This window comes from Halorubrum sp. SD612 (genome assembly GCF_002135005.1).
The window spans coordinates 1-2295 of record NZ_NEWI01000269.1 but is presented as its reverse complement, the minus strand read 5'-3'; the positions used below and the strand labels follow the sequence as shown (position 1 = coordinate 2295).

3 protein-coding genes and 1 pseudogene are annotated in these 2295 nt (G+C 67.1%); 1 reads left to right on the top strand and 3 read right to left on the bottom strand.

Annotated elements, in window-relative coordinates; genetic code table 11:
* Positions 1-310: peptide-methionine (R)-S-oxide reductase MsrB (msrB, locus tag B9G38_RS16230; protein WP_086221069.1), on the bottom strand; the 310-nt coding region annotated here is incomplete at its 3' end.
* A 127-nt stretch (positions 311-437) separates the two neighbouring features.
* On the opposite strand from msrB, the gene B9G38_RS16225 reads away from it, so the two are divergent.
* Complete coding sequence (locus B9G38_RS16225) at positions 438-674, top strand: CDGSH iron-sulfur domain-containing protein (RefSeq protein WP_086221068.1); 237 nt, start codon at positions 438-440, stop codon at positions 672-674.
* Between the two features lie 33 nt (positions 675-707).
* Here B9G38_RS16225 and B9G38_RS16220 read toward each other — a convergent pair whose 3' ends face one another.
* Together B9G38_RS16220 and B9G38_RS16215 are read right to left on the bottom strand one after the other, a co-directional pair.
* Entirely contained in the window at positions 708-1793 is a 1086-nt protein-coding gene (locus B9G38_RS16220) for a DNA topoisomerase IV subunit A (protein ID WP_086221067.1), read from the bottom strand.
* A pseudogene (locus B9G38_RS16215) lies at positions 1790-2295 on the bottom strand (DNA topoisomerase VI subunit B); the annotation flags it as partial. The pseudogene B9G38_RS16215 and the gene B9G38_RS16220, both read right to left, overlap by 4 nt.

Below are 2295 nucleotides of genomic sequence, written 5' to 3'. Positions count from 1 at the left end.
TCGCGCACCGGACCTCGGTGCGGCGCATCCCGTGGCTGGTGTCTATCGTCGTCGTCACGGACTCCTCCTCGGCGGCGTAGAAGGCGGGCCAGCCGCAGCCGGACTCGTACTTCGTCTCGGCCTCGAAGAGGACGGTGCCGCAGGCCCGACAGCGGTACTCCCCGTCGTCGGGGTGGTGGTCGACGTACTCGCCGGAGAACTTCGCCTCCGTGCCGCTCTCGCGGAGGACGCGGTACTCCTCCTCGGAGAGCCGCTCGCGCCACTCCTCGTCGGTAAGCTCGCTCGGGTCGCGCTCGTCGGTCTCGCTCATACCGTCGATACGCGCCCCACGGGCAAGGGGGTTGCGGCGGTCGCGGAGGCCGCGGCGACGCGTCGGCGCGGAGCCCGCCGGGTCACCCCGCCCCAACCGGTTTTAGCCTCGCGCCGAATCGTCTCCCATGGCAAGAGAAGTCACGCACGAGGAGCGGGGGCCGGCGGTGCTCGACGACGACGACAAGGGCGACGACGGGCTCATCTACGTCTGTCAGTGCGGCCTCTCCGACTCGAAGCCGCTCTGCGACGGGTCGCACAACGCGACCGCCGACGAGGAAGACGGCGTCGTTTATAAATACGCGAACGGCGACGCCGACGGCGAGCGGCGCGCGGTCGGCGAACTCGACGGCGTAGACGAGTAGCGCCGTTCAGGCGCCCCGCGCCGGCGACGCCGATCAGATAACGCCCATCTCCCCGAGGCGCTCGGGGAGGTACGTGTCGGTGACGAAGTCGAGCCCGCGGCTCGCGAGCGACTGCTGTTCGGACTTCTTCCCGATGTCGAGCTGGAGCTCGATCTGCTCCTCCCAGTAGTCGGTCTGGAACCGCGGGTCCTCCAGCTCGGACTCTAGGGCGTTCACGTCCGAGTCAGAGAGCGGGTCCGAGGGGAGGTCGTACTCGACGATGTCCTCGGGCTGGATCCCGATGAACCGCGCCTCCGGGGTCGCGAGGTACTTCGAGAGGTGCGCGGACTTGATCGAGCCGTACGCGACGGAGCCGTAGATGCGGTAGGACCAGGGGTCGCCGTCGGCGAAGACGGCGATCGGCACGTCCAGTTCGTCGTGGACGCGTTTGGTGATCCGGCGAGTCGCTCGCGCCGGCTGGCCTTTCAAATGGATAACGAGGCAGTTGTAGTCCTCGTCGAACCCGTTCTCGACGAGTCGATCGCGCATCCCGCCGGTCTCGACCGCGAGCGCGAAGTCGATGTCGTCGTCGAGAAACTCGATCATGTCCGGGTTGTTCGGGATCTGATAGCCGCCGGCGCCGACGTCCTCCTGACAGTGTATCTCGCGTTCCCCGCGTCGCGTCTGTTCGCGGATGAGGAGCGGTCCCATCAGGGTCGCGCCCGACTCCTCGGGGCGCATGTGGAAGTCCTCGCGGGTGACGCCCGTGACGATCTCCAAGTCCTCGACGAGGTCGTTCGACTCGTCCTGCGAGGAGAACTGCGCCTCGTCGTTGTCCCACGACTCGGAGAGGTAGTACAGCTCACGCAGGGTCGACGAGCGGTCCTCGTCGAGCTGGTTCGCGAGGAACTCGATCGTGTACGCGGCCTTCAACAGCTTGCGGGCCCCCCGAACCGAGTTGGCGCTCCGCGTCGAGGTGCGGTCGCCGTAGGTCCAGACGCCGCTTTCGGTGTCGTACTGGATGTTACTCTTCGTTCGCGTCGGCAACTCCATCTCCGGAATGTCGCCCGCCGCGAACTGGTCGTAGAAGTCAGCGGCCAGGTCGATCAGCTCGTCTCGTGCGTCGCTTTCGGTCGTCATTGGTCGTTCACCGTGAGTTTCTCCGTCTCCACGCCGCCGACGCTGACCTCGAACTCGGGGTCGCCGTCGACCGCGTACGTCAGTTCCCGCTCGTCGCCCGAGGGCACCTCGGGCTTCCACTGGACGAACCACTCGCCGTCCATGTCCACCACGGTCCCGTCGGAGAGGTCGGTCGGCTCCGCCGAGACGATGTCCGTGATCTCGAGCTGTTCGTTCACGTCCGAGTGGTTCTCGACGACGAGCGTCACCGTCTCGCCGTTCACCTCGCGCCCGACGCTGACGTTGTTCATGATCCGCGCTAAGGCCCCGTCGATGTCGGGGCGCGGTCGGCCGGTCACCTCGCTCACCTTGTCGGCCATCTCGGGGAGGATCCGGCCGAGCACGTCCTGTTTCTCCCGGCGCTGCTGCATCGAGCGCCGCTTGCTGAGGAACGACTTCAGCTCGCGGGCGGCCTCCCGCACCGCGAGCTCGATCTCGTCTTCGATCTCGGGGACGTTCGCGA